Origin of the sequence: Chroococcidiopsis sp. TS-821 (genome assembly GCF_002939305.1) — a bacterium.
In the GTDB taxonomy this organism is placed as follows: Bacteria; Cyanobacteriota; Cyanobacteriia; order Cyanobacteriales; family Chroococcidiopsidaceae; genus Chroogloeocystis.
Window position 1 is genome coordinate 190,330 of the sequence record NZ_MVDI01000007.1, and the last position, 16,492, is coordinate 206,821.

Here is a 16,492-nt window from a genome sequence, read left to right on the forward strand (position 1 = left end):
TTGTAGAGTACTTTGCTCCACAACAAGACTGGATGACCGTAATTCAGATTTGTTGAGAATAATTAATGTTTAATTAGATGCCCTTAAGGAGCAACTCAATGGTTAAAATTGTTGGAATTGGTGGGAGTTTAAGACCAGACTCTTATAGCCAAAGTGCTTTAAAACTAGTAGCAAAGCGCGTAGCAGCTTTGGGAGCCGAAGTAGAAATCCTCGACCTCAGGCAAATGAAACTACCATTTTGCAACGGTGAAGATAGCTACCCTGATTATCCTGATGTTGTCAAACTGCAAAACACAGTTAAGCAAGCGGACGGTCTAATTTTGGCAACTCCAGAATATCACGGAAGTGTGAGCGGTGTCTTAAAAAACGCGCTCGATTTAATGAGTTTTGAGCAGCTAGATGGCAAAGTTGTCGGACTCATCAGTGTATTAGGCGGTCAATCGAATAGTAATGCGCTAAACGATTTACGCGTAATTATGCGTTGGGTACACGCATGGGTAATTCCCGAACAAGTTGCAATCGGACAGGCGTGGAAAGCTTTCAGTTCCGATGGCAAAATTTTAGACGAAAAACTTGCCCAACGTTTCGATCAGTTTGCTCAAAGTTTGGTAGAAAATACACGGAAGCTGCAAGGCGTCGCCTAGCATCATGGTTCGTAATTCGTAATTAATATTAAGTAATTAATATTAAATTTAGGAACTTGAGAATTGAATGACGTATTGCTGAATTATAATGTACGAATTGTTCAGCAACTTTATCCCCGATCGCCCCAAAATCTACAACTTCTGGGAGAATCAAATGGTTTAGTTTAAGGTTTTCGATCTTGGGGTTTTTAGGAAGTTGGAAAGCCTTGCACCAAAGCCTATCAGGAAGATATGGAAAAACCTTGGTTCGTACTAATGAACTTGAGTCTCAATACCTAAATTAATTCATTACGAATTACGAATAATTCATATGAATATATTGCTAAGTAGGTTTTTTCCCGCGAAGCAAAAGTTTACTAATCTTTTATCTTATCACAAAAAATAGATGATTCGCACTCGTATATTTAAGGCTTTTACAAAGGAAATCTCAGGTTTTCTCAAACATTTTCCGTAAAATCACCCTTGCTTGTTGATATTAAGTGCAATAGCGTACTGAATAGTGTAGAAACCTGTAACTTTTTGCAGTAAGAGGATATGGCAATACCCAACGCAGGTTCAGCGTTTTTTTTGCCTGTACAGAAGTGCAGGTTTCGTCGCAGAAAACTCATTCCGCTGCAAACAGATATTTTGTGGAGAATTGAATGCGGTGCCGTACGTACATCTACTTGGACAGAAGAGGGAACTTCGATTGTCCTGGGTTACTGGGGATCTGGTGAAATCGTAGGCAAAGCCATATCGCGAATTCAACCTCTTCAAATCGAATGTTTAACTGATGTAGAGTGTAGTAGCGTGCCGTCCAATTTATGGCAAGGCATATTGAATGATGTTGTAGAGCAGATGCAACAAACGGATGAGTTAATCTGTATCATTCGCAGAGAATCAGTTGTGTTAAGGCTGTGGGAGTTTCTGCTTTGGCTAGACAAAAAATTTGGTTGTGATGTCGAGCAGGGGCGGCTATTAGATTTACCGATTACTCATCAAGATATAGCCGATACGATTGGCTCGACACGGGTGACAGTAACGCGAATGCTGCAACAATTAGCACTAGAAGGGAAAATACTACGCCAAGGGTGGAGCATTATTATCACTGAGCCTCATTGCATGAGAGCCTTGTGAGGGCAAGGCAATGCCTTACCCGTATTTTTTAGTGATGATGTTCGTGGTGGTGATGATGGTGATGCGCTTGCGCTACAGCTAGTTGGGGATTGACGGCGATCGCTTGTTCTGAAAGTAAAGCCGCGATATGAGGGTTAGCCCACTCGGCTGCCATTTTTAGAAAGTCTGGATGGTCATTAACGCAGGGCATTTGTACGTAAGTAATATCTTTACGCTGGCGCTGTAGTGCATGAATAATATGATCGACGTCGAGTAAAGTTTCATGATTTTCGGTGGCAAAGCCAATTGGCATAAATATAATTGCTTTAGCACCAAGTTCGATCAAGTTTTTTGCCGCTTGTGTGGCGTTGGGCTGTGTCCATTCAATTAGCGGCGTATCGTGGTTCAGCCAGCCAACAGAAATCAGTGGATAGCGGTCGATTAATTGTTCTCTTACCTGTTCGTATAGTGCTTCACTTTCTGTAATTCCAGAGGTGAATCCTTTGGCTTTATGCGGACAACCATGATTCATTAACACGATACCTATTTGGGAAGGTAGGTAAGCTGCAGCTAAATCAGTTGTAATTTTTTCCTCAACAAGACGCGCCATTAAATTGATATAGGCAGGTTCGTTATAGAAAGAAGGAATATAGCGTTGTCCTTTTACCCAATGCTCGTCACCATCTGCAAGCTTTGCTAAAGCTTTATTAACTTGCTCAACCGCGATCCCACTTGTGAAGATCGAATCGACGACGAGTAGCGGGTAAATGAGAATTTTGTCAAAGCCTTGAGCTTTGATTTCTGCTAAGACTTGTTCAGGGAGAAAGGGCGCACAGAAATTAAATGCTTTAAAGACTTGAACGCGAGTACCCCACCGTTGTTGCAAGTGCTGTTCAATACCGGCGCGCTGCTGCTCAAAAATCGCATTGTGGGGTGAAATGAAGCGATCGTGTTGATGACCCCATTCATGTCGGTCAAATAGCGCTAGTATTTTGGCTAAAGGTGGATAAATCCACGTTGGTACTGGAGCAAATTTAGCTGTTAGCAGATTTAACGCTTGTTCGTTATAGTTAGCAAAATCTTCGTAATTTTCGACTTCGCCGTAGCCCATCAGCAAGACGGCAACTCGGTCGTTGCTAGAATGAGCAGATGCTTGTTGCTGTTTTTCGGGGATGGCAACCAATTTACATTCCTCAAATAGATGAGCTTGTTGGTTTTGTAGGTACTTGGAGCGCCCAACGATGCCGTGTATAGCCCGCGAAGTACCGACACCATTCTTAGGTTAGCATCCCCATAGGGGGCATAGCTGCCTTTGGCTGAAAGTTGGTTAGCTTCTGTTGGCAGGGAGGTAGGGGAAAAGAGAGAATGACAAACTACAATCCCAAAATAATTCTTGCCGTCCACAAGTAAATTAAAACCCCCAACACGTCAACCGCAGTTGTAATGAACGGTGCTGACATCAAAGCCGGATCGAGTTTGAGCGAACGAAACAAAAACGGTAATGCTGAACCTGCGAAAGAAGCCAAAATCGCGATCGCAAATAAACTGACTCCAACCGCGATCGCCACGGAAAGATCGCCCTGGAGAAAGTAAGCCCATACAGTCACGACAATAGCTAACATGACTCCTAAGATGACTCCTGCAATTGTTTCTCGGGATATGACTCCTAGGAACTTCCCTGTTTGGACTTCATTAGTACTTAACCCCCGAATGACTACAGTAGAAGACTGTGCTCCTACATTACCGCCGGTATCAATCAATAAAGGAATAAATGCTGCTAATGCAACAACTTGCTCGAGAACTTCTTCTTGATTTTGAATAACAACTGCCGTTGCTGTATTTGTAATCAATAGAACAAATAACCAAACAACACGTTTGCGCGCAACAGTAAACAAGTTAGTTTGGAAATAGTTACCACCACCGGCTTGCACGCCACCCAGCGTATAAATATCTTCGGTTGTTTCTTGCTCTAAAATATCAATAACATCATCAACTGTCACGATTCCAACGAGCCGTTGCTCAGCATCGACAACCGGTACTGCTAAGAAGTCATAATCTTTAATAACGCGGGCAACTTCTTCTTGATCCGTTTCAGTGTATACGTGTACAACATCGCGTGTCATAATCTCGCCAATAGTCTGGTTAGGCTGAGCTGTCACGAGATCCCTAAGAGATAGAATTCCTACTAATCTCCTTGCCGCATCTGTAACGTATAGGTAGTAGATTGTTTCAGTAATATTGGCAACGCTACGAATTCGCTCTAGTGCTTGCGCAACCGTCATTCCTTCTTTAAGCGAAATATACTCTGGGGTCATAATGCGCCCAGCAGTATTAGGTTTATAGCCTAAAAGTAAAGAGGTGGCTTGTCGTTCTTCCGGACTTAACTGGGTGAGGAGGCGACGGACAATTTTTGCTGGTAATTCATCAAACAAACGCGCGCGATCGTCCGGCGACATTTTGTCAACAATGTCCAAGACATCTTGGTGTTTGAATTCCTCAATTAATTTTTGTTGAACAACGGGATCGAGATATTCGTAAACTTCAATCGCTTCATCTTTAGATAGCAAACGAAATGCGATCGCCTGCATTGCTTCTGGTAAACCTTCAATTGCTTCGGCAATATCTACGGGTTGTACGGGTACGAGTAAAGCTTTCGCACCTTGAAAGTTTTGTTGTTCAAGCAATGCTTGCAATTGCATCTGTACGAGCTGGCGCAGTTCGTCTCGCGATACAGTTTGAGAGCGATTAGCATTGTAGTCTTCAGTCAAGGTGAACCTCCTAAGTAGTACTATTAGCTTTAAGGTTTATATGTGAATCAGCAGAAAAGCAGGGGTACAAGGGTGCAGGGGAGAGTAGAGAATTATAAAATCCAGCTTGTACAAGAGCAAAGCTTTTTGTGCTTGCAAAATTAGAGAACCCAAGTTCAAAGCAAAAAACAAGATAAAGATTGCTAGAATTCTTAGTTTTATTTTCTTAACCTTGGCATAACACTGTATTCCTTAATGCATCTTATCAACTTCCTTTCCTAATCAGTCAAGAATGGGGTTTCGAGAAGACCAAATTGCACCAGTAATAGAATAATAACTGTATAAACCGTAGAGGAAATCAAGCCAATTAGTAAATCTTTTTTGAAATTTCGTTTTGACTGACTGAGAACATCTGTAGCCCCAAATTGCATTAGCAAAAAACCAGCAACGTTAGAAAGCCAGTAGCCTGCTATTGAAAAAGGTAAAAATAAATCTGTACGAAATAAACTAAAAACATAGCCAATAAAGTAGGCAATAGGTAGATTAAAAAACAAATCATTCCACCACGATAGCGGTGACAGCATATATCCCAAAATGAAGACCAAGCTGCCTCTAAGCTTATTTAACATTAACAACGACCTTCTTGTGACAAGAAAACAATAAGTTTAGTAGGGTTAAAGCGGTAATTTGATTGTAAAAGTAGACCCCTGAGTGTAGGTACTGCTAACACTAATTTGCCCGCCATGTGCTTCGACAAGTTGCTGAGCGATCGCAAGTCCTAAGCCAAATCCACCGTTTTTCCGAGCGCGTTCGGTATCTACGCGATAAAACCGTTCAAACACGTGCGGTAAATCTTCTGCAGGAATACCGATGCCACTATCTTCGACTTCAATAACTGCCCAACGCGATTGGGTAGTAAGACGTAACTGAATTTTGCCGCCAGATGGAGTATACTTGAAGGCATTATCGAGCAAGTTCATAACGGCTTGCTGAATCAAACTGGCATCGCCAACGACTTTAACTGGATACGATGGAAAGTCGGTTGTAAAATTAAGTGTATCTGCTTTGTGTTCAATTTGACGACGTGCTAACGCTTGTAACAGTTGAGTTAAATCGATTTCCTGCAAGGCTTCAGGCGCTATTGTTCCCTGCTGTCGAGCGAGTAATAACAAATTACTGACTAGGTTGCTCATTGATTTGGCAACTTCAACAATTTTCTCTAGACGCAGCCGTTGCCCAGCAGGATCTGCTGAAAGTAACCCGACTTGTGCATTGCTTAAAATCGCGGCTAAGGGCGTACGTAATTCATGCGAAGCATCAGCCGTGAAGCGCTGTAGTTGGAAGTAAGCCTGACGAATTGGCTGCATCGCCAATCCTCCCAAAAACCAACCTGCCAGTGCAATGATAAAGATTGTGATTGGGACTGCTAGAGCTAAAAACAATCGTAGTTGACTCAGTGAATTTTGGGCTGCGGCTAAAGAGGTTGCAATTTGGAGATAGCCAATGACTGTCCCATTTTTCTCAACGGCTAAAGTCACTTGACGCAGCCAGGGCTGAAATCGCGTTTGCGCTGCTAAGTCATCAGTGTCTTTGAGCGTGTGAAAACCGACCTCTGATGTGAGTTGTGGTGGTGGGGGAGCGCCAAAAAAACGAACAATTTGCTTTTGCGAGTTATACCACCGAGCGTAGACTAACTCGGTATCCACAGGTAAAGGACTATTGCCTAGCCAAGGGACGTTGTCTAGATCTATACGCTGCTGTCCTTGTTCGTAACGATAATCAATATTAGCCGCGATCGCGCGCGTTTTTTTGTAAAGTAGGCGATCGACAACTTCAAGTTCGTCTTCGACTTCTTGATAATACACAACCGCAGCAAAAATGACGAGAATACTGCCCATTGAGAGCGTAAACCAACGCGCTAAATTTCGACGACTGCGATTGAACATTAACTAGATTTTCGCGAATTCTTGACAAAAACTTGCAGTTATTATTAGATAACCTCAACAGTTAGCTAAGAGGTTGTATTTTTCCTATGATATACTTTCTGACTCAGAGTTTCGGGCAATGAGAACCACCTCAAATGCCCTCAAATTTGTCATTCTATTAGGTATTGTGAGTTTATGTGCTGATGCGACTTATGAGGGTGGACGGAGCATTGCAGGCGCATATCTTAATGTATTAGGTGCGAGTGGAGCAATTGTCGGATTAGTCGCAGGCGCAGGCGAGTTAATAGGTTATGCACTGCGGCTGGTCACCGGGTATCTCAGCGATCGCACGCAGCAGTATTGGGGAATCACCACTCTAGGATATGCGATTAATACCCTCGCAATTCCACTATTAGCCCTGACAGGGCGCTGGGAAACAGCTGCAGCACTTTTAATTGCCGAACGCGCAGGGAGAGCGGTACGATCTCCGCCACGCGATGTCTTATTATCACACGCTGCAACGCAAGTCGGTGGAGGCTTTGGCTTTGGCTTGCACGAAGCTTTGGATCAAATCGGAGCCGTCGCCGGACCACTTGCTGTTGCTGGAGTTCTTGCTTGGCAACAAAGTTATCAACAAAGTTTTGCAATTCTACTCGTTCCAGCTTTGATGGGATTAGGCGTGCTACTTGTAACGCAACGACGCTACCCAAATCCACGTGAATTTGAAGCAAAAACGATCGAACTAACGGGTGTAGGTTTACCCCGTCGTTTCTGGATTTACTTAGCTGGTGTGATGCTCATCGCTTTTGGTTTTGCTGACTTTCCGCTGATTGCATTCCATTGGCAAAATACAGGATTGATACAAACGACAACTATCCCGTTGTTTTATGCTGTTGCTATGGGAATGGATGCGATCGCCGCGTTAGTTTTGGGGAGATTGTTTGACCGCTATGGTGTTGTGGTCTTCGTTTTCGCCGTCGTGTTGTCTGCACTTTTTGCACCTTTAACTTTTTTGGGTAATCCTCCGTTAGCACTGTTAGGTATGGCACTATGGGGGATCGGTATGGGCGCGCAAGAATCGATTATGAAGGCGATCGTTGCCGCAATGGTTCCTACAATGCAACGAGGTTCTGCGTTTGGCATCTTTTACCTGTGCTATGGTTTGGCGTGGTTTCTTGGTAGTGCGTTAATGGGACTACTCTACGATCGCTCGGTTATCTTAGTGGTAGGTTTTGCCGTTGCCTTTCAATTTGCTGCTGTTCCCGCAATTACATCAGTGATTCGGCGATAAATTTGGTAATTACTCTTTGGTAAGGTCTTCTTCTGGTGGATTCAAGCGATATCCCATACCATAAATTGTTTCGATCCAATCGGCGGCATTAATCGTTTGTAACCGTTGGCGAAGGCGGCGCACTAAGGTTGTTACCGCGTTGCTTTCGGGTTCTGTACCCCATTCCCATAACGCTTCTTCGATTTGATCGCGGGTAAGTACCTGACGCGGATGACGAAAGAAGTATTCTAGTAGCTGAAATTCTCGTGTAGATAGTTGCACAACTGTATTATTCCGTTCGACGGCGAGACTATTGAGGTGCAATTGCAAATCTGCCATACGCAGTGTATCTCCCTGCCATAGTGGCGATCGCCTGCCTAAAGCCCGCACTCGCGCTAAAAGTTCTACAATGTCTGTCGGCTTGACTAAGTAGTCATCTGCACCCGCATCCAAACCTGTGACTTTATCGGCTGTCGTATCTTTGGCTGTGAGCATCAATACAGGAGCCGTTTTACCCGCCTGACGAAACTGTTGACATAAACTTAAACCGCTAACGCGTGGTAGTAACCAATCTAAAATGAGTAAATCGTATTCTTTTTGCGACAACAGCCACTGTGCAGTTTCACCATCCTCAACACCATCAACAATATGTCCAGCTTGCGACAAAGCAGCATATAGTGGTTCTAATTGCGCGGGGTCATCTTCTACAAGTAAGATTCTCATACAGCGCGATCGCCTACGAATGATGCTCATAGTAGAAAAGCTACACTCCAGCACGCGTCTGCCATCGGCAAGATCCCTCCAGTCCTTCTTATGCGCCGCCGTCTGATTTCACTTCGCTCCTTAAGACCATTGTATTCGCTGGGGCTAGAGTTTTGGCTAGCTCTACCGCTACTGGGAGGTGCTTTTTGGTTTGCCACGAGTGCGCTAACAGATCGCGTACTAAGTCGTCCTTATGGTACAACGACTCAACTCGAAGCTGATACTCAACTTGAAGTTCATCTTTCAGTCACGGTAGTGATGATTTATGCGGAAATCAACCAGCAGCAAGGTTTTACTAAAGTTGAAGTCTTGACGAAAAATTCTGTACTAAAAAAATTAGATTTCATTTTTCCTGTTACTGACTTTCATCAAATCGAGACGACAATCGCATCTGAACTTGGACTGTCACGCGAAAATGTGCGCAGATTAGTGCGCTATCAAGTCAAAACTTAGACAAGGATTTAGAGCTTTTACGACTAAGTGAAGATGATTGACTGCAACTGAACAAGGTAAAAAATCATCAGTTCACACTTCATCCAGATTTTTCTAAAAAGATGACAGCTAGCAACATGAGCCATGAATTAATGCGAGAGGCAAGAGAATTATTAGATAAATCACTTCTGTATTATCAAGGGCGTCCAGTTGGTACAGTTGCGGCAAACGATCCTGATATGGAAGCACTCAATTATGACCAGTGCTTTGTACGCGATTTCGTTGTTTCCGCGATCGCTTTCTTAACTGAAGGACAATTTGAGATTGTGCGTGATTTCTTACTTGTAACGCTACACCTCCAAAGTCATGAAAAGCAAATGGATGGCTTTAGCCCAGGACCTGGATTGATGCCTGCAAGTTTTAAAGTAGAACACATTGATGGTGAAGAACGCTTAGTTGCTGATTTTGGCGAACACGCGATCGCCCGCGTTCCCCCAGTTGATTGCTGTTTGTGGTGGATTTTGATATTACGCGCCTACGCTAAAGCAACCGGAGATTGGGCGCTAGCGCATCAAGCTGATTTTCAAGAAGGAATCAAACTTATTCTCGACTTGTGTTTGGTACATCGGTTTGCGATGTATCCGACGATGCTAGTTCCCGATGGCGCTTTTATGATTGACCGTCGCATGGGTGTTTACGGTCATCCTTTAGAAATTCAAGTTTTATTTTATGCGGCGTTACGTGCGGCAAAAGAGTTACTTCTACCTGATAACAATGGTGACGAGTATCTTGAGGCTGTAAAACATCGTCTAGGTACGTTAGGTTATCACGTACGCGAATATTACTGGCTAAATCTGCAACGATTAAATGAAATTTATCGTTTTTCTGGTGATGAATTTGGTCAAGAAGTTGCCAATAAATTTAATATTTATGCTGATTCAATTCCACCTTGGTTAACCGAATGGTTACCAGAAAATGGCGGTTATTTAGCAGGTAATTTAGGACCTGGCTGGATGGATTTTCGCTTTTTTGCTTTGGGAAACTTGATGGCAATTTTAATTTCATTAGCCAGCGAAGAAGAAGCGCAACAAATCATGAATTTGATTGAAGCCTGTTGGCACGATTTAGTCGGATATATGCCGATGAAAATCTGTTTTCCTGCGGTTGAAGGTGCTGACTGGCGAATTATTACTGGATGCGATCCCAAAAATAGACCTTGGTCGTATCACAATGGCGGAAACTGGCCGATTTTACTCTGGATGTTAACCGCGGCAGCAATAAAAACAAATCGCCAAGAAATTGCCCAAAAAGCGATCGCAGTCGCAGAGGAACGTTTAGGTAAAGATTGCTGGCCTGAATACTACGATGGTAAAAATGGACGGTTAATTGGTAAAGAATCACGAAGATATCAAACCTGGAGTATTGCTGGATATTTAGCCGCAAAAGATCTTCTGGCTAATCCAGCAAATCTCAATCTCATCAGTTTTGACGAAAATCCTGAATTTATACCGAGTTAAACAAATAATGTTATTAATATTATTAAGCTTGTAGAGCAGTAGAATTTCACAAAAACTACTGTTGATAACTACTAAGTAAAACTAAAATAAACCATGAAAATATCCAGGAAAATATGACGATCTTATAGTATATCTCTCGGTCTAAAGAATTGCTTATATTAACTTGTTCTAAACAATGTTGATGCTCGGAAAAAGTTTGACATGATTTAAGAATTGTGTAGGCTTCATTAATAATCTTAATTTTCTCTTGGGCTTGTTGCTGTAGTTGCGGATGATGGGGAAAACGATCTGGATGCCAAGCCATGGCTAAGTCGCGGTAAGCCTGCTTGATCTCAGCAAGCGACACACCAGGTTTCAAACCAAGAATTTCATAGTATTGACTGATGTTGTTCATTTCAACTCCGACGGGGGCGATCGCGCATACTGGTAAAGGATCAGCTTGTTGCTTTTATGCTTAGTATTCCCAACAATTTTCTGAACTCAACGCAAACACCGCACAGTGGTTACCATTGGGACGGTAGCGATCGCCGTTTTTTTGAAGGCTGGTACTATCGCGTCACATTGCCCGATTGCGGTCAAACGTTTGCGTTCATGTACTCCATCGAAGACCCCATCGGGGGTAAACCTTACAGTGGCGGTGCAGCACAAATTCTCGGTCCTAATGACGAGTATCTTTGGCGGACTTTCCCTGATGTTCAAGGTTTTTGGGCAAACAAATCCAAACTCGAATTAGGACATTGGGGTAAAACAGATTTACGCACGCCGCCCAATTTATTACCTCCTGCTGAGTTTGACCGTCATGTTCAAGAGGGTTACCAAGCTACAGCCTCGTTAAATCAAGGAATTTTTCACGATCCGGCGAAGGGATATTGTCGTTGGCAGTACGAAATTCAGCCAGTTTATGGCTGGGGAGACAAAGGTGAACCGCAACAATCAACTGCGGGTTTTTTGTCGTTTCTGCCCATCTTTGAACCTGGATGGCAAATTTTGATGGCGCATGGGTTAGCCTCTGGTTGGATTGATTGGAATGGTCAGCGCTATGAGTTTACCAATGCGCCCGCGTACGGAGAAAAAAATTGGGGTGGTGCTTTTCCCAAAAAGTGGTTTTGGGTGAATTGCAATTGTTTTGAAGGCGAACCTGACTTAGCTTTAACTGCGGGTGGCGGTAGGCGGGGTGTGTTGTGGTGGATGGAATCGGTAGCGATGATTGGCGTCCACTATCAAGGTAAGTTTTACGAATTTGTTCCCTGGAACTCGCAAGTTTCTTGGCAAATACAGCCTTGGGGTAGGTGGCAAATGCAAGCCACAAACTCGGAATACGAAGTAACTCTCACAGGAACCACTGATTTGCCTGGGACTCCTTTACGCGCGCCAACAGCAAATGGTTTGATCTTCGCGTGCAAAGATACGATGCAGGGTGAAGTACGGTTAGAATTGCGATCGCGCTATTCCAACCAATCAATCATTACTGCCTACAGTTCGCTGTGCGGTTTAGAAACAGGTGGCGCTCCTTGGGATACAACTTGGTTTTCACACTACAACAGGGGAGAGGAATCACAAATCAGAGATTAGGGTTAGGGCTAGTTTGGACAGCACTGAAGGAAGCGTACGCGTACAAAGGTTGTCTCCAAAAAACGCATTTACAAAACAATAGTTCTGAGCTTCTCCTAGCCCATACTTCGATCCCTATAGGGTAAAGCTCAGAGTTGTTCAAAAAAAAGAAAGTCCGCATCGTAGCGGACTTTTCATCTAAAAGGGGAAGGAGATGTTGGAGGGTCTTAAAAATTACTGCGGCTGACCACAAGCTTGTTGGGCTTGGATTCTTTCTCGAGTCGCTCCTCCGCTAGGGCTTGCCATAGGAATAGGTTCGCACGCTACAGTATCAGAGCTACTTGGACTGGTAGTCGTTGCGTCTGGAGTTGGGTTCGTAGAACTATCGGGCGTTGTTGTCGAGTCTTCGGTTTCAGGAGTCGCAGGTGTTGTCCCAGCATCCGGTGTTGTAGGCTCAGAACCTGGCGTTGTCATGCCGTCTGGTGTTGTTGTGGCATCTGGTGTAGAAGGCGTGACCGATCCGTCCGGAGTCGCAGGTGTTGTCCCAGCATCCGGTGTTGTAGGCTCAGAACCTGGCGTTGTCATGCCGTCTGGCGATGTTGTGGCATCTGGTGTAGAAGGCGTGACCGATCCGTCCGGAGTCGCAGGTGTTGTCCCAGCATCCGGTGTTGTTGCATCAGGAGCAGGAAGCGTAGAATCATTAGACTCAGGAGTTGTTCCGGTATCAGGAGCTGTTGGAGTGCCCGGTGTAGGAGAGGTTATGGAACCATCAGGACTTGGAGTCGTGGTGCCAGGATTAGGGCTTGTACCAGTGCCAGGAGGAGTTGTGGAGGCATCCGGTGCAGGAATTGTGGTCGGTGTTTCTTCCAATTGAGCCTGCAACATCAGTTCTTTTGGTCTTGCTTCTACAGTGACACTGCTTGCTATCAAAAAAGCAAGAACAGAACTACTTGTCAAAAGTTGCTTGAGCATTTCGGTTGTCTCCCTAGTATTTGCCTGCCTTGCCAGAAATTGGGAATGACGGCTTAGCACGGCACCTCTAAGTTGGATCAATTCCTAGTACCTTAATGCAATTTCCGAATTATGCATACCGAAGGTTTTTGGCAAACTATCAAGTAGCAAAAAATACTAGTAGTAAGTTAAACATTGAGTAGCTTTCGCTGTTGAATACAACTGTGAAGTTAATTTACTTACTAAATTTTTGTATTAAAAAATGCATTTTTCTCAAAAAAGTCTTAAGAAAAGATTAGAAAAACAAATGACTTATACCTGCTATCGATAAAAATTTTCTTAGTAGTTGGTTAGGACTATAATGGTTAAAAAAATGGGGCTGTAGCTCAGCAGGATAGAGCGAGCGCCTCCTGATATATCGGGCATCATAAGGGAAACCTTATGTATGAATGCGGTCAAAGTCGGTGAATCCTAAAGAGCTAGCTGTAGTTGTTGGCATCTATGGAAACACCGAGCCAAGCCCAATGTGTTAGATTCGCGGCTTTAGCTTTGAGATTGCTCTCAATCTAAAATGATGCGAATCAAACAAGGGAAGGTGTAGAGACTAGACGATCGCCACCTACGAGCTTTTCAGCTTATGGTGAAGGTATAGTCCAGAGAGTGAGGAAACTCACACAAATCTGAAGCGCTAGGTCGCCGGTTCGAATCTGGCCAGTCCCGTTGCCTGCTAATCTAAATAATCGTGCTGTTGAGTAAATATATAGCTCTTTGAGAAAGCAACGTTATTCGTCCTGGAACAGACGTAAATCTAGAAGTAGGTTCTTTCCATATCTCATGCTGGTGCTACCGCTGATTCTTTTGTGGGGCTACAAAGAAATCAAAAGCCAATTAGAGCCACCGCAAGCCATATTAGTGCTTGGTGGTTCTACGAAACGCGAAAAATTTGCTGCGCAATTCGCACGGAAGCATCCTGATATTCCCATTTGGATTTCTGGAGGAACTCCAAAAGATTATGCAGAAGGAGTCTTTACTGATGCAGGCATCGATCTCGATCGCTTGCATCTAGATTATCGTGCAGTAGATACAGTGACAAACTTCACAACATTGGTCGATGAGTTTCAAGCTCAAGGAATTAACAAAATTTATCTAATTACTTCTGACTACCACATGCGCCGCGCTAGGGTTATCGGCAGTATTGTCTTAGGAAGCCGAGGAGTTGAGTTTGAACCAGTACCTGTACCATCAGGCCAATCTCCTGAACCAGTTGAAAAGGTTCTAAGAGATGGCGCGAGAGCTTTGCTTTGGTTAACAACTGGGCGGACTGGTGCGTCACTTCCGAGTTTGGGAAGAAGGGAGTCGTGAGTAGTTACTTTTGAGTGTTGAGTTTTGAATAGATAGAAATACAGTATTCTTCCTCTGCTCCTAAAGCCCCTCTGCGTCCTCTGCTTCCTCTGACTTTTACTAAGCAGGTAATTCCTGGATGAGAACAAAGGGTTGGACAATTAAGCTATTGAATCGCTTTGTGCGATCGCCGTTCCAGTCTGATATCTGAGTGACTGAGGGTTTGTGAATCAGTTCGTCGTCAATCCAGCTTTGTACTGATGCTACATTGTCACTCGCCAGTGCGACTCCTACATCGACTAAATCGAGTTGTTCTGCGACAAAAATCACTGCATCGCGCTGGACGTGAGGAATTAACCAATTCCACTCAGCTTCGTCTAAACATTCTGCTAATTCTGCTCTTAAATCTTGCATTATTTAAAAGTTATGTGCGTTTGTGCTTATATTTTAACGTTGGTAACTGGTAATTGGTCATTGCCTCATGTTAGGTGATAACAAATTTTTTATTACCTCTTACCCTCTTTACCTATTTATACTTCAGCTTTCATTTCATCAATCTCGAATAAAGTCACAATAACTCCTGCCAACGGAATAGCAATAAAAATTCCTAAAATTCCCGCAACTCTTGCTCCTACTAATAAAGCAAAAAAAACAACAACAGGATTAAGATTAAGTGAATCTTGCATCACGCGTGGCGCAATCAAGTTATCTTGAATTTGCTGCAAAATAATGCAAGCAGCTAATACTTTTAGCGCTAGCCACACACTTTGTGATAAAACAATAAGGGTAATAATGCTGACTCCTAAAGTAGCTCCAATACCTGGGATAGCGTCAAAAACCCCAACAATAATTGCTAACACTAAAGAGAAAGGTACGCCTAACATAATAAAAACTAAAAAGCTAGATATTGTTAAGAATACCATTAAGAGAAATTGACCTCTAAAAAAACCCAAGAACTTACGCTTAATTACTTTTGTCAAACGCGATCGCTGTTGTATTGGTACAAACTTTAAGAGCAATTGCCAAAGTCGTTCGCCATCAAGTAGCATAAATAAGGCGACAACTGCAATGAGTATCAGCGTGACAAGATTCGCTAGAAAAATCTGTAAGGTAGCTAAACTAGAAAAGATTAATCCTAAAGCTTGATTGCGAATTTGTTCCTCAATTCCTTCTAAATTTACTTGTAAGTTACGTTCGCGTAAAAAAGCCTCAGCTTGATTTACTAGGGGTGCTAAAGAATTTAAAAAAGCCGTAACACTATCAACTAATTGTTGACCTTGATAGAGTACAGCCAAGCCTACAGTAATTGTCAGAGCAGCAATGACGACTAGACTGAATAAGAAAACAACAACAACAGCTAAACCATGTGGTAAAAAATGTCGCAGCCATTGAACTGGATAGCTCAGTAAAAAAGCCAAGATGGCTGCTGACGTAAAAATGACAATAACAGTTTGAAAATAGTCTAAAACTAGAATTGAAGCCCAACCACAAGCAAACAGTAACAAAAAGCGAACGAGAACAGAATTGTTGAGTCTTTCCCAAAAATGTTTTGCCGGTGGTTCGCTCATGAATAAAGGTCAGGAGATACTAGAAATCATCAATGCTAGCGCCCCAAATCGTGTAGAGAAGCGATCGCATTTGCACATTGTTGCGTAACTGCGAGTAGTTCTGTTTTGTCTGTTGAACTTGGTGGAGGTATAACTTGACCAATTCGGACTGTAACAGGTACCGAACGCGGTATTACCGAGCCTTTTTGCATGATTTTATGAGTTCCCCACAAACTCACTGGTAGAAGCGGTGCTTTTGTTTTAGCTGCTATCAAAGCTGCGCCCAGTTTAGGATCGGTAATTTTGCCATCGGGTGTGCGAGTTCCCTGCAAAAAAACACCCGCAGCCCATCCCTCTTCTAGATACTTTACAGCTGCGCGAATCGCACTACGATCCGCCGAACCACGCTTGACTGGATAAGCACCATACAACTCAATTGCACGATTAAAAATAGGAATGCGAAATAATTCTTCTTTTGCCATATAAGCAACTGGTCTACGCACGCAACAAGAAAGAATCGGCGGGTCAAAATCACTTGCGTGGTTGCTAACTACGACTAATGGTCCTTTCTGCGGGACGTTCTCTGCGCCATAAACACGTCCTCGAAAGTAAACGCGCAGCATAGGATTAACCACTGACCACTTGAAGGCGTAGTAGAGGAGTAGACTGACGAAAGGTTCGCGGCTTCGAGCCATAATGAGGGGTCAGGG

General features: G+C 43.4%; 17 protein-coding genes. 7 read left to right on the forward strand and 10 right to left on the reverse strand.

The window, feature by feature from the left end; translation table 11 throughout:
- Positions 1 to 98: 98 nt before the first annotated feature.
- Together B1A85_RS17460 and B1A85_RS17465 are read left to right on the forward strand one after the other, a co-directional pair.
- The gene (locus B1A85_RS17460) at positions 99 to 644 is read left to right on the forward strand and encodes an NADPH-dependent FMN reductase (RefSeq protein ID WP_104548008.1); all 546 of its coding nucleotides are present in this window, start codon (positions 99 to 101) and stop codon (positions 642 to 644) included.
- Between the two features lie 534 nt (positions 645 to 1,178).
- Positions 1,179 to 1,760, forward strand: a complete 582-nt coding sequence (locus B1A85_RS17465) for a Crp/Fnr family transcriptional regulator (RefSeq protein WP_210404543.1) — start codon at positions 1,179 to 1,181, stop codon at positions 1,758 to 1,760.
- 28 nt (positions 1,761 to 1,788) lie between these two features.
- Here the strand turns inward: B1A85_RS17465 and B1A85_RS17470 are convergent, their stop codons facing one another.
- The 4 genes from B1A85_RS17470 to B1A85_RS17485 form a co-directional block, all read right to left on the reverse strand.
- The gene (locus B1A85_RS17470; RefSeq protein WP_104548009.1) at positions 1,789 to 2,922 is read right to left on the reverse strand and encodes a ferrochelatase; all 1,134 of its coding nucleotides are present in this window, start codon (positions 2,920 to 2,922) and stop codon (positions 1,789 to 1,791) included.
- A 190-nt stretch (positions 2,923 to 3,112) separates the two neighbouring features.
- Positions 3,113 to 4,507, reverse strand: coding sequence for a magnesium transporter (gene mgtE / locus B1A85_RS17475; protein WP_104548010.1), 1,395 nt, complete (start codon positions 4,505 to 4,507; stop codon positions 3,113 to 3,115).
- Between the two features lie 257 nt (positions 4,508 to 4,764).
- A complete protein-coding gene (locus tag B1A85_RS17480) occupies positions 4,765 to 5,115 on the reverse strand; it encodes a hypothetical protein (protein WP_104548011.1) in 351 nt (116 codons plus the stop codon).
- Positions 5,116 to 5,160: 45 nt separating this feature from the next.
- A complete protein-coding gene (locus B1A85_RS17485; protein WP_104548012.1) occupies positions 5,161 to 6,432 on the reverse strand; it encodes a cell wall metabolism sensor histidine kinase WalK in 1,272 nt (423 codons plus the stop codon).
- A gap of 118 nt (positions 6,433 to 6,550) precedes the next feature.
- Here B1A85_RS17485 and B1A85_RS17490 point away from each other — a divergent pair, with 118 nt between their 5' ends.
- Positions 6,551 to 7,702, forward strand: coding sequence for an MFS transporter (locus tag B1A85_RS17490; RefSeq protein ID WP_104548013.1), 1,152 nt, complete (start codon positions 6,551 to 6,553; stop codon positions 7,700 to 7,702).
- A 9-nt stretch (positions 7,703 to 7,711) separates the two neighbouring features.
- Here B1A85_RS17490 and rppA read toward each other — a convergent pair whose 3' ends face one another.
- The gene (rppA, locus tag B1A85_RS17495; RefSeq protein ID WP_104548014.1) at positions 7,712 to 8,404 is read right to left on the reverse strand and encodes a two-component system response regulator RppA; all 693 of its coding nucleotides are present in this window, start codon (positions 8,402 to 8,404) and stop codon (positions 7,712 to 7,714) included.
- A 90-nt stretch (positions 8,405 to 8,494) separates the two neighbouring features.
- Here rppA and B1A85_RS17500 point away from each other — a divergent pair, with 90 nt between their 5' ends.
- Both B1A85_RS17500 and B1A85_RS17505 read left to right on the forward strand, forming a co-directional pair.
- The gene (locus B1A85_RS17500) at positions 8,495 to 8,896 is read left to right on the forward strand and encodes a hypothetical protein (RefSeq protein ID WP_104548015.1); all 402 of its coding nucleotides are present in this window, start codon (positions 8,495 to 8,497) and stop codon (positions 8,894 to 8,896) included.
- Positions 8,897 to 8,997: 101 nt separating this feature from the next.
- Positions 8,998 to 10,392 (forward strand): glycoside hydrolase 100 family protein, encoded by a 1,395-nt coding sequence (locus B1A85_RS17505; protein WP_104548016.1) that lies wholly within the window; start codon positions 8,998 to 9,000, stop codon positions 10,390 to 10,392.
- Between the two features lie 55 nt (positions 10,393 to 10,447).
- Here B1A85_RS17505 and B1A85_RS17510 read toward each other — a convergent pair whose 3' ends face one another.
- Positions 10,448 to 10,786 (reverse strand): J domain-containing protein, encoded by a 339-nt coding sequence (locus tag B1A85_RS17510; protein ID WP_104548017.1) that lies wholly within the window; start codon positions 10,784 to 10,786, stop codon positions 10,448 to 10,450.
- Between the two features lie 56 nt (positions 10,787 to 10,842).
- Here B1A85_RS17510 and B1A85_RS17515 point away from each other — a divergent pair, with 56 nt between their 5' ends.
- Positions 10,843 to 11,964: a tocopherol cyclase family protein gene (locus tag B1A85_RS17515; RefSeq protein ID WP_104548018.1), complete on the forward strand. Its 1,122-nt coding sequence runs from the start codon at positions 10,843 to 10,845 to the stop codon at positions 11,962 to 11,964.
- A 213-nt stretch (positions 11,965 to 12,177) separates the two neighbouring features.
- Here B1A85_RS17515 and B1A85_RS17520 read toward each other — a convergent pair whose 3' ends face one another.
- The gene (locus B1A85_RS17520) at positions 12,178 to 12,915 is read right to left on the reverse strand and encodes a hypothetical protein (RefSeq protein WP_104548019.1); all 738 of its coding nucleotides are present in this window, start codon (positions 12,913 to 12,915) and stop codon (positions 12,178 to 12,180) included.
- Between the two features lie 813 nt (positions 12,916 to 13,728).
- On the opposite strand from B1A85_RS17520, the gene B1A85_RS17525 reads away from it, so the two are divergent.
- Complete coding sequence (locus B1A85_RS17525; RefSeq protein WP_210404544.1) at positions 13,729 to 14,256, forward strand: YdcF family protein; 528 nt, start codon at positions 13,729 to 13,731, stop codon at positions 14,254 to 14,256.
- Positions 14,257 to 14,355: 99 nt separating this feature from the next.
- Here B1A85_RS17525 and B1A85_RS17530 read toward each other — a convergent pair whose 3' ends face one another.
- From B1A85_RS17530 to B1A85_RS17540, 3 genes are all read right to left on the reverse strand, one after another.
- Positions 14,356 to 14,649 carry a DUF2288 domain-containing protein gene (locus B1A85_RS17530; RefSeq protein ID WP_104548021.1) on the reverse strand — a complete coding sequence of 98 codons (294 nt, stop codon included), beginning with the start codon at positions 14,647 to 14,649 and terminating at the stop codon, positions 14,356 to 14,358.
- Between the two features lie 116 nt (positions 14,650 to 14,765).
- Complete coding sequence (locus tag B1A85_RS17535) at positions 14,766 to 15,803, reverse strand: AI-2E family transporter (protein ID WP_104548022.1); 1,038 nt, start codon at positions 15,801 to 15,803, stop codon at positions 14,766 to 14,768.
- Between the two features lie 35 nt (positions 15,804 to 15,838).
- On the reverse strand, positions 15,839 to 16,477 hold the full coding sequence (locus tag B1A85_RS17540; protein WP_104548023.1) for a 1-acyl-sn-glycerol-3-phosphate acyltransferase: 639 nt from the start codon (positions 16,475 to 16,477) through the stop codon (positions 15,839 to 15,841).
- Positions 16,478 to 16,492 lie beyond the last annotated feature (15 nt).